The organism is Collinsella sp. SGI.180 (genome assembly GCF_050313455.1).
Taxonomy (GTDB): domain Bacteria; phylum Actinomycetota; class Coriobacteriia; order Coriobacteriales; family Coriobacteriaceae; genus Collinsella.
Map to the genome: position 1 here is coordinate 41,326 of NZ_JBNPLL010000007.1, position 16,402 is coordinate 57,727.

Below are 16,402 nucleotides of genomic sequence, written 5' to 3' on the forward strand. Positions count from 1 at the left end.
GCCATCCTAGAAGTCGAAGTCGTTGCCGAACGCGCGGTTCACGGAGAGCCGCTGCTCCCACTCGGCATCGAACTGGTTGGTGTTTCCCACGCGCGCGCTTATCCTGAGCACCGCGGCGACGCAGTCGTCCACGTCGTCAGTCACGTGGAGCGTGACACGGGTCTTACGTTCCTCGGAGCCCTGAGCCGCACTTGCGAGCTCGAGCGTCTGTACCTCGGCACATAGGAGGCGGCTCGCGTCATCGGGGTCGTAGAGGCCGACGCGCACGGTCAGCGGATTCACCTTCTCGGAGCACGGCTCCGTTTGGTATACGTCGAGGGTCACCGTTGAGCCGGTAATGGCGGACCTTCCGCAAAGGAAGCCCTGAACCCCCGTGCACTCCGCCGTCTGACGAGCGTCGACTCGGTTTATGGTTACCACTGGAACGACATTCTCTTGCGGAGAGACACCGCCGTGGACATAGCGTGCGCCGCTGCCGCGCAAACGCAAGCGTGTAATACCTCGAGGGAAGGCAAACCGCCCCTCGCCACCAAGCGAAAGTTGCGCTGAAGAGTATTCAATAAGAACGTCGCTCTTTGGCAGCGTCAAGCCCATGGCATATCTTCTGCCGTGGCTAAGATTGTGACCGGAAGCATGAACAAGATCGGTAAGACCGTCCGCCGCGGCAAAGTTATACTCTTCGACTTGGCCATCTTGATAGAGGAAACCGTGATCGGCGGTCACGAGGACCTTACCGCATCCCGCGCGCAGAAGCTCACCGGCAATCTTCATCACCTGGGTGATTGCATCTTCGCATGCTGCGAAGACCTCGCCTTCGGTGTCGCGAGAGTCACCGCGCTTGTCAATCGCGTTATGGTAGACCATCACGAGCGGAGCGCCCTCGACATTGGGCAAACCCTCTTCAAGGACTTTTGACGCCTGGATGAGCATAGCGCCAGGAATCGCTGCCTCTACGACCTTTTGGCGATTGGCGAGCCCATCGGTGGCGTCACCATCCTTAAGCACGTTAGCCGTAGCCAGGTCAACCTCCATGGTCCCTTCAGGAAGTAGTGCCGCCATACCCAACTGGGTATAACTCGGCAGCATGCAGGCCATCCCCTCACAGCTCGCACTCACGAGAACACGTCCCGAAGACAAGGCTCCGCCGGCGATACGAGTCGAAAGGTCGGCGCCAACCTCATAGCGCATCGCATCGGAAACGATAACGCCCAGACGCTTGCCCTTCTCGGCCATCGGGAGTTCTTTCTCGACTTTCTCGTAGAAGAATCCCGACTGCGAGGGAATAGTCGAGGGTGGATAGACCCCCGAATCCATAAGATGCAGCTGCCAGCGATCGGTCAGGTCAACGAGAAACTTGCCATAGGCGTCATCGACCCTGGACACAAGCTCGTTGGCCCTCCTCCTAAACTGGGCAGTCGTATTGCGCATGGCATTCACAAAGCTACGGTATCCCTCGTCGATGCGGTGCCAATTGGCGCAGTACGCGTCAAAGATTTCTCTCTCGGTTGTCGCCGCGGTGCATTCCGTCTTATATGCCTCGATTCCCTCAAGCGTCGTGACTGCAGCGGCCAGAGCCTCATACTGGTGGACATAGTCCCCAAACCAGTGGGTATGCAGGCGCACGTTTAGCTCGTTTTGGGCATCAGCCGCGTGCAGCGTGCCGTCGAGAGCACGTCCAAGCATATCTGTGATAATCCAGTCATCGAAGACTGCCAGAGCATCGTTGGTGCCGATAGACTCCATTGAACGCTTGTCAGTACCCACCGATGAAACGACAGCGTCGGAGTATTCGCGTGCCAGCGAGTCATATGAATCGCTAGTGCGGCTGCTGGCGGCAAGGTCAGCGAGTATTCGCGCAGCATCCGCTTTGAGCGACGCACTGTCACAAATGAGATCGGCGCAGCGTGCCTTGAGCATCTTGAGAGCAAGGTCTTCGAGGGTCGGGTCTTCACCCGTGGGTGCGGCATATCCCACAACTTCAAAGATCTCGGACCAAAGCGTTGTGACAAGCCCACACTCGTAAATGACTCGCAACGTCCTATCCTGCCCGCGCCCAAGCTCGGCGAGGAGCTTCTTCACCACATCGCGCACGGCGTCGCGAGGAATCTCCGCCCTCGATCCTACGCACGCGGAGAGCATCGCCAAGCGAAGAGAACGGTCGTCACTCTTACTTAGCACGCTTGCCGCAAGGGCCTTGCGACGCTCCTTTGAGTTGAAGAAGCGCCCATGTTCGGCGAGGGCGTCGGCAAGGGCCATAGGAACGCCGCATTCGCTCGCCCAGATACCTTCCATCTTGCAAGTGAAGGGCGTGGCAGCGAGCTTTATGTCGTATAGAAAGTCATCCTGAAAACGTGGCTTTGCACCCGAACGATAGACAACAAGATTATGGGCAGGTCGCTCGCGAAGGATCGTCCGCTTGCATGCAAGCTCCGCACCGGTCGCGTCGAGGATAGCGCCGCCGTCCAAATCTAAAGAGGCGACAGTCTCGGCGTACTCGCCGGACTCGTCCTCCCAGAACAGCGTCGCATGACCAAGGCTGAACTGGCCCTTAATCCTGTCCTCGATTTCATGAACGTCGATGTCCACAGTTCCTACCTCGTAACGATGATTCCGTCGTCGACCTTGGCCTCGAGCTCGGCGCGCAGCGCCTCGAGATAGTCGTCGACATCCTGCCTACTCTTGATGGTCGGTTTACCATAAGCCCCCGCGCGTAGCGAGCTCAGCGCGCAGGTCATGGGCGCTTGGGTCCGGGCGGGCTCGGGCTGCGACCCAGCGGCTTCCCCGTCAGACTCGTCGTTTTCTTGCGTGTGCGCAGGAGCGACCGCAGGTGGATTGAGCAGGGAAACTATGCTTGCCGCCTTGGCATCCTTAAACGACTCAAGGAAAGTCCGTATGCGCAGCGATGACTGCTCTTCGGCGAGTCTCGTCGCTGCTTGATCGAAAATCTCTGCAAGCGAGAGACGCGCTTCCTCTGGCACCGCATCCATGTCATACGCGCTCTCAAACGAAGCGCGATATTCGTCGAGTTCCTTAGCAACGTCGGACCTTAAGCTCTCCCTAGCACGGTCAATCTCGCTCTTCGCCCGCCTGACATCACTCGCAGCGCGAGGGATATCGCGCGATTTATAGCACTGAGGGTCGTTCACGACCGCAAGCGCTCCCTCAAGGTCGGAGGTAATTTCGATGCCGAGGTCACGCATCTCGGCAAGGCCGGTTTCGCCGAACTCCTTGACCTCATTCCACTTAACAGCGAGCGGCGAGCCTTCAATAAACTGCTTCATACTCGACAGGTCTACCTTGTCCTCCGCGAGGGCGTCAGCCTTCTCGGGAAACTGGTCAACGAGCCATTTCCAATCAGCATTCACCGCGCCAAGCGCAGCGTTAAGCTTGTTAAGCTTCCCGGTAAATTCGGTGGCGAATGGATAAGTCGAGGCTCGTCCCTCGGCAGCGCGGAACGCTGGAACTTCCTGCTCGAGATAGGCCACCATCTCGCCTGCGATGGACTTGGCATCGCCGCCAACGGGATTGGTGCCCACGAGCTTTCTAAACGAGCTCTTAATCGATGCAAGACGCTCGGGAGACACGGCCTCGACCTTGGCAACGACAAGTTTATCCATATCGCGACCAACTTTGAGCGCTTGCGCGAGAGCGGTGCCCTCGAGGAGCGACCCCGCCTTACGAATCTCGACGCGACCGGCGGCGTAGAGCGTCGCCACCGCATTGCGAACGGCAACGTCGGGCCATCCGTACTCATCCTTCGTAAAGTGCGCCATCAGACTCGACGTGCCATCGCCGCCGACGGTTACCGCGTAGCCCGGACCCATGATGCCGATCCAGCTAAGTACCGTCTGGGCATACTCGGGAAGAGGAAGGTCAATCATCGATTGGGCCGGCAGACAGCTGTTGTAAACGTCTCTGTCGGTGTAGTTCTGCACAATTTGTTGCAAGCCCGTGTAGCTGCGCCGCACAAGTTCGCCCACAGCACACTCGATGGCGACCTTGCCCGAACCACTCACAGAGTCGGTAATGTTGACTCCAGAAACATAAAAGCGCGCCTCTCCAATCAGCTCATCTAAATCGGCGCGGAGTTTACGCGACTGCGCGTTGAGTACTGCCCTCTTGTCAGCGATTATCGCGTTGCGAATCTCGTTCGAACCACTCGCCTGGTTTACGTACTTATTTGTCTTTACGAACAAGGCGACATCGTTGAGAAACGCATTGGGATTGTGCAACACAACCGTGAGTGTCTTGGGGCCAGAGGTTTGAACATCCACGATACCACCGGATGGAGCATCGGTCACAATGTCAACAGTCAGGTCGTTACCCGAACGTCCGATGGCGTCGCCGTTCACCTTAAGATTGTATGGGAAGGCATGCGAGAAGGAACCATTCTCGTAGCTTGCGCGCGAGGCGCCAACGATATCCTTAAACGCATCGCCAATCTTATCGCGTACATCCGAGGTCTGAATCTCCGTCGTACGGATTTCCGTCTCGATCTCTTTCTCATCGTCGGTAAGGTACTCATAGATGTTCGAGTTGGGATTACGACGTATGTAGAGCTGTCGTTCAAGCTCGGCAAGCGCATCCTTAATCTCCTGCTCGAGCGTTGCCGTGTTCTGCTTGAAAGAGCCATACAGGAGCACACGCAGGTTTCCCGGCGTTGCCTTGAAGTCCTTGCAGTATTTGACGAGCAGCAGTGCCTTGAGGACGCGGATTGCCATGGGCATGTCAGCAAGGTTTGTCTCGGCAATGCTGATGGCACCATAGACCTCGCTCTTTAACGAATTGCGCAGTCCTTCGAACATTGAGTCGAACGTTGCCAGGTCCTGGCCCTCCGTTGAACCGTCACCGCGGTTGAGTTCGACGCCAACCTCCTGGAACACGCCGAGCATGGAGCGGGCTCCCGTAGAATGGTGCTTGCCCGTGAAGGCATTGTAGTCGGAAAGACCACGCATCGCAGTGATGAACAAGTCAAACTGATAGGGCACAAAGGGGTACGTGCCTACAAAATCGTCCTCATCCTTATAACCCACATAGCGCTTCGAACCATCGGCGAAGTCAAAGAGCACCGGGAAGTCGTCCCTGTACTTATCGTACATGCTGTCTAAGGCAGAAACGGCATCGCGGCTTTTGGCCAAAAGTCGCTGTTTGATGACCTCCTTGGCATCCTTGGACGTGAGCTGCATCTTAATTTTGAATCGCGCTTGGATTTTGGAGAAGTCATTGGCGGACTTGTCGGTCATCTGACCGATCGTATCTTCCATGTTTTCCTGGCTGGTAACAACGACCCAGGACGCCCCATCGCATACGGTTGCGAGCTCTTCTGCCACGGACTGCAAATTCGTCATGAGGTTTGAATCCTTGGCGATAAACTGGCCAACTTCATCAACGAAGAAATTCAGGCGGAACCCCGGCTCGTGATCATCGATGTATTCCTTCACGCGAACGGCAAACGAGTGAATATCGGGCTTATATGTTTGCTGGTAGTAGCGCACGGCATTGTCGGTGGTTCCGGGCTCGTTGCCGCACACCTCATCGAATGCTGCAGTGATCTTTGCAGCATGCAAAAGCGCTGCTTTGCGAACATCAACCCATGCCTTGCCGGTAGCCTCCTCAACTTTAGCTATAAAAGCATCGAGCAGTCCCTCCCGGTCGAGGTCATATTCCATCTTGGCAATATGCTGTTGATCACCATCGAAATAGCCGCAATGACGGTTGAAAACCTTAATGAATGCGGCAAGCAGAGCGCCGGCCTCGGTGCGTCCCTGGTTAGGCGCAATCGTATCAATATTGAAAAGGATGGACTCGCTCGGATGGCGGGTGCGGGCCACTTCCATGGCGCCCCGCAGGGCAGGGTCGTCCTCGAGCTTAGGCAGGATGTAGTCAACAGCGCGTTTACCGGCAACTTCCTGGTCCTCCAAAAGCACTGCGAGAATCTTGAGCATGTGAGATTTACCGCTACCGAAGAAGCCCGCGATCCATGCGCCATTACCGGTGGCATCGGGATCGTTGTACTCATCAAAGAAGCGGTTAAGGTGGCCGGCAAGTTCGGGAGTAATCACGTACTCGTCGAGCTCGTTAGCAAGATGCTCAACGCTGGAAGCCTTCACAACAGCATCAATCGGCCTGTCGATCGGCTTTTCGTACATATACTCGTATTTCATAGAGTTGCCCCCTAAAGGTCAAACACGTTCGTCGCGCGGTAGTAGCCGCCGTTTGCTTCAGACGGGATATTCAATATGTCAAGCGAGGTCGAACCGTCGGCGTTCTGGCGGTATTCGCCAGGGAACACCAACACGACGGGTTTATCCGTCTCGATTTCGCCGAGCAGCGTATGAGTTCGGACAAAGGGAAATGTCTCTCCAACGCCTGTGATGAACGCAATGTCGCACGCAGAGTCGTCGATAGCCGCCTCGACGGCAGGCTTAATGACGTCGCTCACGCTAATGGTGTCCTGAAGCATCATGATGAGCTCGTCGCGCGTGGCGGTTTGCTCGGCTTCACAAAGAGGCTCCCACATGCCCTCAGAATCCAGGTAGTCGAGAACGATGTCATAAAGGTTCACCCGCACAGCGCGGACGCCCCTATTGGGTAGGTCGTCGGAACAGATGGCGGCTATGAGATCTCGAGCATACGACCTCTGCGCCGGAGGATACGGCAAAACATACGTCGACTGTCGCATCGTGTAGCCCTTGCGGCCGAGAAGCGTGTCGTCGGAGAGACGCTCCACGATGAAAGCGCGCGCATCGGGCGATCCGATGTGCTCGAACTTTTTGGTCACAACAAAACACCCGCCTTCGGGAACAGCTCGATATCCTGTGGAGCGCGCTCGCGAATGAGGTCCGCAAAATGGAGCGAGGGATAGAGCGGGGTGATGTTACCCGCGTTGTCAAGGAGGCGGCACTCGCGAAGCATCCCGAATGCTCTGAGCTCGAGTTGTTTGAGCGACTTTTCGGTGAGGCGTGCAAGTTCGGGATGATCGACAGACTGCTCATCTACAAAAGCGGCCCATACCGTTCGGGGCACATCGGGCACCATATTGGAGAAGCGTGCAGCGACGACGTCAGTCGAAAACGAATAGAGCACCTGATAGGTTCGGCAAATGGCGAGCCACGTCATGGCAAGCTGGTCGTCGTCAACGGCATCGGCCAAAAATGCCAGCTCATCTGCGTCAAGCATCTTGAGTCGCTTAATGATCTCGGCACCGACACGCTTGCGAGTGCTCTCTTTGTTGAGGCTGATAATGTCGTCCTCGACTATGCGACGCCTAACCTCTGCCCAATCGGGGGTCTCAACAAAGGCCCTCGCGACCTCAGCAGTCTCGAGCCTGCGGGCACCAATGCTCGTAAAGGAGAGACTGTACTTCTGTCGTTCATTACCTGTCATTCGTAAGCTCCTTGATTAAACATTCGCGAACGTATGCACTTAAGCTTGTGCCCTTCAGAGAAGCGGCTTCCTTAGCGGCGTCACGCAACGTATCGGGGATGCGCACGGTTATTGCAGTCTGTTCGCCACTCACGAGAAACTCGCGAATATCCGTGGCGTTTGCATCTTTGCGCAGCAAGTCGGCATAACCCATGTTGACCATCCCTATGTTTGCGATATGCAATACATTGTTAGTAAAAAAATCGATTCCCATTGTCTTGCAATAGACTTGTGATGTCATCGCCTTTTCTGTAAATGGACCCGTTTTTACCTCGCATGGTTTGTTGTTCAACAATGCTGCGAATGACGTGAATGCCTTATGATCGCTCCGCGTCACTACCACCATTTAGCGCGCTTACAGACGCTTTGGCACCTAACGCCCGTTGTTCGATGCGCGCCCTTTACTCAAACGCCTACACTTGAGCATTACAGGTCAATTCCGCCAACAGGCAAGAGAGGCTAACATGCGGTCCGAAAACGAGCAGATTCATTACCGAGCAAAGTTCAGGCTTTCGCCCTATTCGACCACCACGCCCTCAATCGTCGATGCGTATCGTCAGATCTACACCTGGGTGCGCGATAAAGAGCAGCGCAAGCGTCATGAGCAGAGTGCCTTTGAGTTTTTGTCGAGCAATAAAAACATCGCCTCCGATTTTATATTTGGAAACCTCAGCTATCCCGTTGGCTATTCTGGAGGCATGACCACGGGCAGCCGCGTGAGCATTTGCACTCGCGCAGCCTTTGATGACAAGCGAGGCAGGATTCCCGTCGCTTGGGCCTTTGAATATGACGAGCCCGACAGTCACTATCCGTTTCGTCACTGGCACACCTGTATTGGTCTCGAGACCGCCGAGGACGACTCATGTCTGGTCAATATCAAGGTCACCTATGCGACCCTGCCCGATTATGTGGGCTGGCCACTGCCAGAACCGGACCTCAATATTCCCCGCATCGCAAAGGTTCTGTTTTCGCTTCCCAATCATCAGGCATGCGTTGGAGAGACAATCGTCAACACATCGTGCACGCGCCTGACGTTTGAGAACTTTGACGCCGAGTTCTCCGACAACCTTCTGAGCAGCCAGCGCGAACTCCCTTTGATTCTAATAACCAGCGATGATACCGGTCGATATCCCGTCAAAGATCCCGGCAAGCTCGCCAATAATCTTATGGGCCTAGCCAACGTGTTTGCCGCCGACGAATCCGATGGTCGGCTCAAATCAAAGCTGTTCAATCTTTTTCTCTACGATACGCCTGCCTATCGATACAACTGTCCCAAGTCGTCACTTCGTATTTACCAACCGAACATCAATCTGTCTGACGAAGAAGACGCCCGTCGACACCTCTGCATCAGGCACGATAGGCTGACCGTGTACGGCAACAAGACATCCACGATACTTAACCGGAGCCTGGGGCGCTCGTTCTTGCGCGGCAGGGGCGATATTGTAGACACGAGCGATATTGCCTGGTACAAATCGCGCCAATCAATCGGGGCGCTACGCAGCCGCATGGCAGAGATGAAACGCCACGCAGAGAATGAAACCGTAGCCGAGGCAAAACGCACCGAAGCGCTTGCCGCCTCGTACAGCCAAGAGGCAATGGACAACCTTAAAGAGCTGTTGTCAAAGGAGACTGCTGACAGGCAGCTCTGGGAGGGGCTGGCCAACGATTACGCCGACAGCAACGCCGCGTACGAGCAGCGTATTGAGCAACTGGAAAACAGCCTACTCGAGTTGGATGAATCCGAGAACACGATCGCCAACTTAAAGTATCGACTCCAAGAGGCGCTGGAGCGAGCCGATCGCTCGGAAAAGCAGGTAGCCGCGCTCAGAGCGGAAGCATGTTTTGTCGAGGGGCTCGAGGCATTTCCGCGCACCCTTGAGGACGAGCTTAGGTTTGCTGCGAATCTCTGGCCCTCGCGCATTTTCGTTTTGCCCGAGGCATACGACTCGGCACGCCGATATGATTTTGCCGATCTTGACGAGGAATGGCAGATCCTTAAATCCATAGCGACCGTTATGTGGCAACTCAAGTTTGGGGAGCGCCCGACGACCGGAGACCTCTATAGCGAGTTTAGAAATCAGACCTCGTTTGACGCCGCACCGACCGAGACCAAGCTGACTAAAAACGACACCGAGCTCATGCGGCTCCGCCAACGCACTTACAACGGTAAGCAGGTTTGCATCTTGCCGCACATTAAGGGCAACGGTCGCAACCGCCGCGACCCATTCCGTTTGCACTTTTGTTTTGATGACGAGGCACAGTTAATCGTGATAGGCCACTGCGGCAGCCACCTGCCGACATCAGGAACTGCCAGGCAGTAAGGCACCACACCAGCATGGGCGGAGGGTGCCCCCCCTACCTCCCCTCCGCCTTCAACTTCAGCAGCAGGTCGCCCAGCTCGGGGCACTTGCTGGAGAGGCGCGTCTGGGCTCGCTCGCCCATCCCCCACCGTTGGCGGACTTCCTGGGCGCGCGGACTCACGTGATAGTCCCCGTCCATCACCTGCTTGAGCAGCTTGGCGGTCACGCGTGCATCGGCCAGGGCGCTGTGGGCGTGACCCGTCGACTCGTCGAACTCGATGCCAAACCACATTGCCGCGTCACCCAACGAGACGCGCCCGTGGCTGCCCACGTCCATAATCGAGGTGTAAAACGCCTGCAGGTCGGCCCAGTCCGTAGGAAATGCAGAAAGGTCGATGTGCTTTGCCTGGCACTCGGTCAAAAGCTGTCGACGGTCCGTCCCGCTCCAGCAAACCACCTGGGCGGAGTAGCGACCGATCCAATCGCTGAGCCTTTTGATCACCATGTAGAGCGGATCGGCCATCGCGGTGTCCACGGCCGATATCCCCGTTAGCTCGCGGACGGGAAACGCAACGCCTTCGGTAAATTCCGTCTGCACAAACTGCGAGAACTCGCCCATAACGTTGCCGTGGTAATCGAGCTTAACGGCGCCGACCTCGATAATCTCATTGCGCAGCCCACGGCGCTGGCGCTGCTTTGGCACCGGCGCAAACTCAAAGTCCAGCACGATCTGGCGCGCAAAGTTCGTCGTATCGATAGCCGAGATTCCCGGCGTCTTTTCAGCTGACACGGTTATGGCCTCTCTCCGTTGCCTGCCGCTTGCTATATAGGCGGCTACATTGCCGTAAGGATAGACGCCCGCGCGGACATGAAAGCGGGGCGCAATGCCATGCGCCAAGCACACGCCATGCAGGCGGCCCCAAGGGAGTCGCCCGCTCTATTCAGATGCATGAAAAAGATTGAGGCCCGGTGACTTGAATCAGAGGTCATCCCGGGCCCATCAGAGCTCGTAGAGCTCTTGGTTGCTTTGGTCTCGCTCCTCACCGCGCTTATCGGGCTTACCGAGGCACTCAAGCAGCGTACGAAGCAAAAGAAGAGGGGTCGACGCCGTTAAGGCATTGACCCCTTGAACTAAGTAACGGCGCTGCCCAGCTATCACCCTTGGGCTGCCGTCGACTTTATTCTACCCACGGTTGCCAGGTTTAACAAATGGTTTTTCAGTAATGGAGCCTCGGAGCCCGCTCCTGCGTTCGCTCAACTCGTCGCTCTACTCCAGCCACCACTCAACATCCACGGAGCACTCAACCGAAAATGCTAAAGACCACGCGATCGGGCAAAGCCCCGTCACCAACAACACAGGACGGACCCTCAGCTTCCTTTACGTTATAGCTAGCTATATTATACTTTCCGATAATATAGCTAGCTATAACGTAATTCGACAAGCGGCGCACGCAAAAGGGGCGGTACACCACCGCACACGGACCGTTCCGGAAGCTCCTGACTGCTCTGGTCTCGCTCCTCACAGCGCTCATCGGACTTTCCGAGGCACTCAAGCAGCTTCCGAAGCATAAAAAGAGGGGTCGACGCGGTTAAGGCATCGACCCCTTAATCTAAACAACGACACTGCCCAGCTCTTCACCACTTGGGCTGCCGTCAGCCTTATTTTACCCACGGGGCAAACCCTTTGAAGTGCGGCTTGGCGCCGCATGACGTCGGCGGACGAGGCGATGTGTCCGCCGACGAATAGCACCAAATTGGTTACTTCTTGCTCTCGGGCAAGACCAGATCAACGGCAGCGTCCTTGGCAGCATCGATGTGCTGAGCCACGACCGGCGTCTGCGGAAGGATCAGGTTAAGGACAATGGCCATGATGACGGTGGGGGTTACGGCATTGGAGCCGATGACGGTGGACACCCAGGTAGGCATGCCCTCGCCGGCAAGGCAACCGCTGGCCATCCAGATACCCAGGCCAAAGACGACGGAGGTGCCGACGATGGTGGTGGTGCGCTGCGTAAGGCCCTCGCGGGTGAACATGCGCACGCCGTTCATGGTGATGGTGCCAAAGACGCCGACGGTCGCGCCGCCGATGACGGGCTGTGGGATAGCGGAAAGGACGGCAGAAAGCTGCGGGAACAGGCCGGCGATGGCAAAGACGGACGCGATGATCACAAAGACCCACTTGTTGACGACCTTGTTGGAGCAGATGATGCCCACGTTCTGGCCAAGGGCGCTGGTGGGAAGTCCGCCCAGCAGGCCGCCGCCGATGCGGCGGAAAGGAGCGAAGGCCTGAAGGGCCGTGTCGATTGCCGAAAGAATGAGCGCCACCTGAATGATGTCGGTGCTCTTTCTCATTCTCAATAATAATTTTTTGTTATCAGACTATTTTTTAGCTGAGACAACGCATTTCCGCAGGTCAGGAAAGTGTCTGGTCAAAATAACCTCTAACTTTTCTTTTGGTCGACCGCTTACCGCCAAAATCCTACCGTTCGTCTGTATTACGCAATATACCTGCGAATATACGAGTCAATAGACACCGTGTTACCATGAGAAAAAATTGTTATGAAACTTCCGATTTCATCCAAAGGAGTTGCCCGTGAACGAGACTGTACGTCGCTTTTTGCCGATGGTCGATTTCCTGGAGCAGATACTCGGCAAAAACAGCGAAATCGTGCTGCACGATTTCTCGGATCCCGACCACGCCATCGTCGATATCCGCAACGGCATCGTGAGCGGCCGCAAGGTCGGCGGTCCCGCCACCGATCTGGCACTCAAGATCATGCACGATCCCAAGTATCGCGACCTGCCGTTTATTACGGGCTACGAGGGGCGCGGTGCCGGTGGCAAGACATTGGAATCCGCAACGTACTTTATTCGCGAGGATAACGAGATCGTCGGCATGCTCTGCGTCAACACCGATCTTTCCACGGTACGCTCCATCAACGCCATGGCTCAGCAGCTCATGGCCTGCTTCGACGCTGTGCCAAGGCAGGCGGAGCCCGCGTCTATCGAGGTCGAAATTCTTTCGGAGTCTACACAGGAGCTCATCGACCACAGCATTTCCGAATTGCTCGAAAGCCGCGGCCAGGATGTCGCCTCGCTTGGGCAGGCCGATCGCGTGGACGTTATTCGCCACCTTAACGGCAACGGCGTATTTATGCTCAAGGGCGCTGTTGCCTGCGCTGCCACCGCACTGGGCATCTCGGAGCCCAGCGTCTACCGCTACCTGCAAAAAGTTCGCAAGGAGGGCTAACGAGCAAAATGGAGCGCGGGCAGTCTTTTTGGGACGGGGCTATTTTAGCTACCCTCCCTCTGCCCACGATTTCGATGAGCCGCAAGTAAAATCAATCCTGCATATAGGGGTAGCTAAAATGGCCCCGTCCCAAAAAGACTGCCCTTGGTGGCTCCGCAAGCGATCCGTCACGTGACAAAAGACCCTGCAGCTCACACGCGCTGCAGGGTCTTTTTGCATGTCATGTTTAGTTGTTGCCAACGCCTTAGAGAGCGGCGACGACCTCGATCTCGACCAGACCGCCAGCCGGAAGAGCGGCAACCTGGAAAGCGCTGCGCGCGGGGAACGGGGCCTCAAACTTGGAGGCATAAATCTCGTTCACGGCGGCAAAGTCGGCGATGTCAGCCAGGTAGACCGTGGTCTTGACGACATCGGCAAACGTAGCGCCGGCAGCGGTCAGCAGGGCTTCGACGTTGGCGAGGGACTGCTTGGCCTGGGCCTCGATGCCCTCGGGCAGCTTGCCGGTCGCGGGATCGATGCCCAGCTGGCCGGACAGGAACACCATGTTGCCGGTCTGGATACCGGGGGAATACGGGCCGATGGCTGCGGGCGCGTTATCGGAAGACACGACGGTCTTGCTCATGTTTTTCTCCTTACGATCAAATAGAGAGCGTGAGCGCGGCGTTCGCACCGGGAGGCACAGTTCGGTCTGAACACCGCGCTTGATTGGGATAGTAGGGGATGATTTCGCCCGCTGCAAGATAATTATCAGAATGCGAGAATATTTTATCTCCCAACGGTTTCCCCGAACCGCTGAACGGTTCTCCACGGGGTCAGCCAGCCCAGGCTGCTGAAGACTTTGTCCTGCTTAGGCTGCGGGCATCGCCCATCGCGACGGCGCCACTATACTTTTGAATATCTGAGCATTTTGAAAGGCAGGATATGACCGCAACCGCCAGCCGAACCACCAACCGCAGGCCCGAGCTTCTGGCCCCCGCCGGAGGCCCGGAGCCCTTTGCCGCCGCGCTCGCCGCCGGGGCAGACGCCATCTACTGCGGCATGGGCAGCTTCAACGCCCGCCGCAAGGCCACCAACTTTACCGATGAGGCCTTTGAGCAGGCCTGCCGCGCTGCGCACCTGGCCGGCTCGCGCGTCTACGTCACGGTCAACATCGTCATCAAGCAGTCCGAGATGAACGATGCACTGCAGCTCATCCACCGCTGCTCCACGCTGGGCGCCGACGCCTTTATCATCCAGGACTGGGGCCTGTTCTTTGAGGTCAAGCGCACCATGCCCGGCATCGAGACCCATATCTCGACCCAGGCGAACATCCACGATGACCGTGGAACCATCTGGTGCCGCGAGCAGGGCGCCGACCGCGTGACCCTCTCGCGCGAGCTTTCCATCGACGAGATCGCCGCCATCCACGACGCCGCGCCCGACGTTGACCTGGAGGTCTTTAGCCACGGCGCCATCTGCTTTTGCTACTCGGGCCTGTGCCTGCTCTCGAGCTTTGCCATGGCGGGCCGCTCGGCCAACCGCGGCATGTGCGCTCAGCCCTGCCGTCTGCCCTACGAGCTGATCGACGAGAACGGCCGCACGCTCTCCCCTGCCGGTCGCGAGCGCGCGCTATGCCCGCGCGACACCAACACTTCACAGCTTGTTCGCCGCCTGTATGACGCCGGCGCCGCATCGCTCAAGCTCGAGGGCCGCATGAAGGCGCCCGATTACGTGTACTCCATCGTCGATGTGTATCGTCATCAGATCGATGACATGCTGGCCGGGGCCGTCGTAGATAAGGACGAGGACGCCGCTCGCCAGCGCCAACTCAAGCGCTGCTTTAACCGCGACTTTACGCACGCCTATCAGGACGGCACCTCGGGCGACGAGATGATGAGCTACGAGCGCTCCAACAACCGCGGCCAGATTGTGGGCACGGTGCTGGGCAGCCGTCTGGCCAACCGCGACGTGCGCGGGCTCAAACCCGACGACCGTCGTCGCCGCGCCGCCATCGCCCGCATTGAGCTGTTTGAGCCCGTGGGCAAGGGCGACCTGTTGGAGCTTCGTCACGACGACGAGTTCGACCAATTCCTGACTACCATCGCCGCCGATGATGCCGCCGTCGGCGACATCATCGAGTGCCGCGTGCCCCGCAGCATGCCCGAGGGCTGCCGCGTGCGTGTGATTCGCAGCCAGCGCGCCATTGACGCTGCCGGCGCTGCGCTCAAGCGCGACGTGCTACGCCGCCGCGCCGTAGACGTGTCCGTCGTGGCGCGTCTGGGCGAGCCGTTTACCGTCACGCTCACCTGCTGCGACGACCCCACGCTCACCGCCACCGCCACCGGCTTTACCGTCGAGGCCGCCAAGACCCGCGCGGTTGAGGCGTCCGATCTGGTGGAGCATGTGGGCCGCATGGGCTCCTCGCCCTTTGAGGCCGCGAGCTTTGACGTGGCGCTCGATGAGGGCTGTGGCATGGGTTTCTCCGCTGTGCACAAGGTGCGCGCCGCCGCTTGCAAGGCGCTCGAGGAGGCCATTCTGGCGCCGTATGACGAGCGCGCCCACACGCTCGAGCTGCCGGCGATTGTCACCAGTGATTCCCGCCCCGCGCCCGAGCACTACCGCGATGAGGCGCAGATCTGCGCCACCGTCACCTCACTCGAGGCCGCCGAGGCAGCGCGCGCGGAGGGAGCCGCGCGCATCTACATGACCACCGACGCGCTCGATGCGGCCGAGCTCTCCCCCGCCGATGCGTTTGAGCAGGGTATTGTTCCCGTGCTCGATGAGGTCTGCCGCGCCGTCGACCACGCGCGCGTCGACCCGTGGGTCGTTGCCGGTGCCACGGTCGCTATTGGCAACATCTCTGAGCTTGCCCTGGCCGCCCAGGTTGGTGCCACGGCCGAGATTCGCTCTTGCCTGCCCGTGCACAACACGCCTTGCATGGAGGCACTCGCCAAGCGCGGAGCCGGGGCGTTTTGGCTCTCGCCCGAGATCACGCTCGACGAGATCATCTCGCTTGGTACCTCCGCGCCCGCGGCCCTGGGCATCACCGTTTTCGGCCGCCCGCGCGTTATGACGAGCGAGCACTGCATCCTGCAGGTGGCCAATGGCTGCATCCACGATTGCGCCCACTGCCGTCTGCGCGCCCGCAAGCTGTCGCTCAAGAATATCGACGGAAAGGTCATGCCGGTGCGTACCGACATCCACGGCCGCTCGCGCCTGTACGACGCCTACCCCATCGACCTCACACCGCAGGTTCCACAGCTGCTCGACGCCGGCGTGCGCCGTCTCATGGTCGACGGAACCCTGCTCGAAGCCGATGAGATTGGCCGCGCCGTCGCACGCGTCCGTCGCGCCGTCGAGGCCGCGCAGGCCGGCCGTAAGCCCGCCGCCCGCCTGCGCGGCGCCACTTCGGGCTGCATGTTTGTGGGAATTAGCTAACCGAAAGGCT

General features: G+C 58.1%; 11 protein-coding genes. 3 read left to right on the forward strand and 8 right to left on the reverse strand.

What is annotated here, in order from left to right; all coding sequences use genetic code 11:
• Window positions 1-6 precede the first annotated feature (6 nt).
• The 5 genes from pglZ to ACQRAP_RS04485 are packed head-to-tail and all read right to left on the reverse strand — an operon-like array spanning window position 7 to window position 7,771.
• Window positions 7-2,586 (reverse strand): BREX-1 system phosphatase PglZ type A, encoded by a 2,580-nt coding sequence (gene pglZ, locus ACQRAP_RS04465; protein ID WP_427795004.1) that lies wholly within the window; start codon window positions 2,584-2,586, stop codon window positions 7-9.
• 5 nt (window positions 2,587-2,591) lie between these two features.
• Window positions 2,592-6,164 carry a BREX system P-loop protein BrxC gene (brxC, locus tag ACQRAP_RS04470; protein WP_427795005.1) on the reverse strand — a complete coding sequence of 1,191 codons (3,573 nt, stop codon included), beginning with the start codon at window positions 6,162-6,164 and terminating at the stop codon, window positions 2,592-2,594.
• Window positions 6,165-6,175: 11 nt separating this feature from the next.
• A complete protein-coding gene (locus ACQRAP_RS04475) occupies window positions 6,176-6,781 on the reverse strand; it encodes a DUF1788 domain-containing protein (protein WP_427795007.1) in 606 nt (201 codons plus the stop codon).
• Window positions 6,778-7,386, reverse strand: coding sequence for a DUF1819 family protein (locus ACQRAP_RS04480; protein WP_427795008.1), 609 nt, complete (start codon window positions 7,384-7,386; stop codon window positions 6,778-6,780). The genes ACQRAP_RS04475 and ACQRAP_RS04480 overlap by 4 nt, the downstream gene beginning before the upstream one ends.
• Entirely contained in the window at window positions 7,376-7,771 is a 396-nt protein-coding gene (locus ACQRAP_RS04485; RefSeq protein ID WP_427795009.1) for a YlcI/YnfO family protein, read from the reverse strand. The genes ACQRAP_RS04480 and ACQRAP_RS04485 overlap by 11 nt, the downstream gene beginning before the upstream one ends.
• 73 nt (window positions 7,772-7,844) lie before the next feature.
• Here ACQRAP_RS04485 and ACQRAP_RS04490 point away from each other — a divergent pair, with 73 nt between their 5' ends.
• Window positions 7,845-9,746 (forward strand): hypothetical protein, encoded by a 1,902-nt coding sequence (locus ACQRAP_RS04490; RefSeq protein WP_427795011.1) that lies wholly within the window; start codon window positions 7,845-7,847, stop codon window positions 9,744-9,746.
• A gap of 34 nt (window positions 9,747-9,780) precedes the next feature.
• Here ACQRAP_RS04490 and ACQRAP_RS04495 read toward each other — a convergent pair whose 3' ends face one another.
• On the reverse strand, window positions 9,781-10,515 hold the full coding sequence (locus ACQRAP_RS04495; protein ID WP_427795012.1) for an exonuclease domain-containing protein: 735 nt from the start codon (window positions 10,513-10,515) through the stop codon (window positions 9,781-9,783).
• Between the two features lie 968 nt (window positions 10,516-11,483).
• Window positions 11,484-12,077: a solute carrier family 23 protein gene (locus tag ACQRAP_RS04500; RefSeq protein WP_427795013.1), complete on the reverse strand. Its 594-nt coding sequence runs from the start codon at window positions 12,075-12,077 to the stop codon at window positions 11,484-11,486.
• Window positions 12,078-12,318: 241 nt separating this feature from the next.
• Between ACQRAP_RS04500 and ACQRAP_RS04505 the strand changes: the two genes are divergently transcribed.
• Entirely contained in the window at window positions 12,319-12,975 is a 657-nt protein-coding gene (locus tag ACQRAP_RS04505; protein ID WP_427727132.1) for a helix-turn-helix transcriptional regulator, read from the forward strand.
• 244 nt (window positions 12,976-13,219) lie between these two features.
• Here the strand turns inward: ACQRAP_RS04505 and ACQRAP_RS04510 are convergent, their stop codons facing one another.
• Window positions 13,220-13,597 carry a RidA family protein gene (locus tag ACQRAP_RS04510; protein WP_152077077.1) on the reverse strand — a complete coding sequence of 126 codons (378 nt, stop codon included), beginning with the start codon at window positions 13,595-13,597 and terminating at the stop codon, window positions 13,220-13,222.
• 299 nt (window positions 13,598-13,896) lie between these two features.
• On the opposite strand from ACQRAP_RS04510, the gene ACQRAP_RS04515 reads away from it, so the two are divergent.
• Window positions 13,897-16,392, forward strand: coding sequence for a DUF3656 domain-containing U32 family peptidase (locus ACQRAP_RS04515; protein ID WP_427795014.1), 2,496 nt, complete (start codon window positions 13,897-13,899; stop codon window positions 16,390-16,392).
• Window positions 16,393-16,402 lie beyond the last annotated feature (10 nt).

Bases quoted from the DNA above. Each gene is read 5' to 3' on its own strand.
- brxC (WP_427795005.1), bottom strand. From the start codon at position 6,164: ATGAAATACGAGTATATGTACGAAAAGCCGATCGACAGGCCGATTGAT.
- ACQRAP_RS04480 (WP_427795008.1), bottom strand. From the start codon at position 7,386: ATGACAGGTAATGAACGACAGAAGTACAGTCTCTCCTTTACGAGCATT.
- ACQRAP_RS04485 (WP_427795009.1), bottom strand. From the start codon at position 7,771: ATGGTGGTAGTGACGCGGAGCGATCATAAGGCATTCACGTCATTCGCA.
- ACQRAP_RS04500 (WP_427795013.1), bottom strand. From the start codon at position 12,077: ATGAGAAAGAGCACCGACATCATTCAGGTGGCGCTCATTCTTTCGGCA.
- ACQRAP_RS04510 (WP_152077077.1), bottom strand. From the start codon at position 13,597: ATGAGCAAGACCGTCGTGTCTTCCGATAACGCGCCCGCAGCCATCGGC.
- ACQRAP_RS04515 (WP_427795014.1), top strand. From the start codon at position 13,897: ATGACCGCAACCGCCAGCCGAACCACCAACCGCAGGCCCGAGCTTCTG.